Annotated in this window: 2 protein-coding genes; both read right to left on the minus strand. The window is 54.5% G+C overall.

Features of this window, described 5'->3' with window-relative positions:
• Positions 1 to 638: 638 nt before the first annotated feature.
• Complete coding sequence (locus tag ACR0CG_RS23645) at positions 639 to 1,673, minus strand: NADP-dependent oxidoreductase (RefSeq protein WP_480527937.1); 1,035 nt, start codon at positions 1,671 to 1,673, stop codon at positions 639 to 641.
• A gap of 1,049 nt (positions 1,674 to 2,722) precedes the next feature.
• Positions 2,723 to 2,986 (minus strand): transposase (locus ACR0CG_RS23650; RefSeq protein WP_480527939.1); only part of this gene is annotated, 264 nt, incomplete at its 5' end.

Below are 2,986 nucleotides of genomic sequence, written 5' to 3' on the forward strand. Positions count from 1 at the left end.
ATTTGCCCACCTCAAGCGCATCCTCGGTCTCGGGCGCCTCCGATTACGTGACCCATGCGGCGCTCGGGACGAGTTCCACCTCGCCGCCACCACCCAGAACCTTAGAAAGCTCGCAAAGCTCATCCAGCAACCGACAGCCGAAAATCCTGCGTGAGAGGCACGCAGCCGGCCAAATCCCTCGAAGAGAAAACGAACCAAAAGGAAGAGTTCTTCAACGGTATAAGCCCAAAAACGGACGCTCACTTAATTCCGCTCGACGTCTAATTTGCGGACAATTGAGACGCCCAAGCCAGCTCTGTGAACGGCATCTTTACGTTTCCTGATTCAGGCGTGCCTACTTACGAAACTCGCCAACAAAGAAGTGGTTTTCTTGGACCCACCGTCCATCTGGAAATGGCCGCAATCCTCCAGCACGTGAAGTTCTGATCCCGAAATGGCTTTAAGTAGTCGGTCCACCTAATCAGCCACCCGCCACGCGCCATCTGCCCTAAAATCCCTAACAACGGACTCTTGAATACTGACGCTCCGTCTCATCACGTTGAAAGACACTTTCCATCCCACGTTGCCATATGAGCCTGAAAACCATCCAAGAATCAACTTTCCCTCAAGGCAATCACCAAATCGAAACAACCGGATGCCTACGACCCGACTTTGACAACCATCTTTCCAAAATTCCCGCCAACCAGCAGCTGATTAAAGGCCGCAGGAGCGTTTTCAAGTCCTTCCACGACGTGCTCTTTGTATTTGACGGACCCATCTTGAAGCCAAGCGGTCATGTCCCGAGCAAACTCTTTGTACAGCAACAGCGGAAAACTGTCGTAGATGATAAAGCCCTGCATCTTAACCTTCATACGCAGTATGGTGCCCATGATGGCCGGTCCCATATCAGGTCCCTTTGGAAGACCAGGCAAATTATACCAAGCCACCACACCACACACGGGGATACGAGCAAAAGGGTTAAGCAGCGGCAAAACCGCGTAAAGCACTTTGCCCCCAACGTTTTCGAAATACACGTCAATCCCGTTCGGACATGCTTCGCGCAATTCGGTGGCCAACTCATCCGACCGGTGATCAATGCAGGCATCAAACCCTAGGTTTTCCACCACGTGACCGCATTTCTCGGGCCCTCCGGCAATACCAACGACCCGGCAACCTTTCAGCTTTGCGATTTGCCCGACTGTTGCCCCGACCGGCCCCGCTGCCGCTGCCACAACGACGGTTTCGCCCGGTTTTGGCTCTCCAATTTTCAACAGTCCTGCATAGGCGGTGTAGCCAGGCATCCCAAGAATTCCCAATGCCCAGGATGGGTTCTTCGGGTTCTTACCCAGGTTCATCACCTGAACTCCGTCGGAGATCGCATAGTCTTGCCAGCCGCTGCCGGAAAGCACGAAGTCGCCTTCTTCGTAGCCTTTGAGATTGGAAGTCACCACCTGTCCAACGACCTGGGCAGTCATGACCTCTCCGATCGCCACAGGTTCGGCGTAGGACTTGGCATCATTCATGCGTCCCCGCATGTAGGGATCCAAGGACAGGTAAACCGTGCGCACCAGCATTTCGCCTTCGTCGGGCACTGGCACATTGGTTGTCTGCAATTTCAGTGTGTTGTCGTCTGGTTGACCTTTTGGTCGCTCGGCGAGAACAATTTGACGATTTGCATCCAATGTCTGTGCCATAGTGGCTTCCTTCTGTTGCCGAACCACAAAGACATTGCCACGGAATTGGCCGGTACAGAAGACACACAAAACAGAGAATCAAACTCTGGCCGGGAAGAAAAGTTTCCGGTAAATGCTGCACGAGCCTTCGAATGTATGCTGTACTTGGTCCTCAAACCCCAAGCGGCGGGTATGTCCGGCTCGTATTGAAGAACTGGGGTTTGGACCCGTTTCGGGCGTCGCGTCAAATTGTGAGCTCTTCGTTTCAACCCGTTAGTGCCGGTTGCGGGACCAGTTGTACGAGCTTCCAGAGATTTTGCGCGGTGGTTTCGAGTTGGAACTGTTCATATGCGCCTTTGGGCCCTCGGAGTCGCATCATCGGCACCCCTATGTATCACTTCAGATGCGCGATCAGCATCGCGACCTTTTGCCTCTGATTGAACGAGGTCAGGAAGGCGTCTGTTTTCCAGATTTCGCGGGCGATATCTCGCGCGGCTTCATGCACGGCGCCTGGGCGGCACTGCGGCTTCAAGGGGCATGCATGGCAGTCGTGTTTTGAGGCGCGGTATCGGATGAACCCGTCTTCGCCGCCATTGGGTTCCTAGGAGTTGGAGAAGTTCCGGCGGTATGTCCGCTAGTTCTTTGTTGTCAGGACATGTGCAGCTGTCGGTTGCAGGGTCATAGGAAGAGTCTTCGCGAGAGAATGTGCCGTCCGTTCGCTTCGATTTAGCCCAGACCGGCATATGTGCAGCGATGCCGCGCTCTTCCACCAACCGATCCAACATCTCCGCTGATCCGTAGCCCGTATCGCCAATCAGCTTGTCTGACATCATACCGATGCGATCCGTAATCCGGTCGAGCATAAGGCGTGCCGCAAAGGTCTCGGCGGTTCGGATTGGCACTGACGTGCTATACATCGACGATGACCGTGTTGTCCAAATCCACCATATAGTTGGTTGAATATGCGAAGAAGGCTGCACCACCATCCACCCCGGTCCAGCGCGCGGCGGGGTCAACAGGCGAGATGTACTTGGGTACGGCCTTAGTTGACGCGCCGAATGCGGCATCATCTAGTGTTTCGAGATACTCTTGAACCGCGCGTGGTCAGCAGAATCGATGCTCGTTGCATCCCAATCTTCCTTCGATGTTGAGTTCTGCTTGTAGTCATCCGCCTTGATTAGGTTGGCATCAATTGCCATACGCTGACCGCTCACCAGGCCTTCCACGATACAGCGGGCGACGGTTGTCTCGGACAGGCGCCGTAGCAGTTCACTCTCACGGAACCGGCCATGCCGGTTTTTGGAGAACGTCGAATGGCCGCGAACGTGGTCGTT

It is taken from the genome of Ruegeria sp. AB8 (assembly GCF_056542605.1).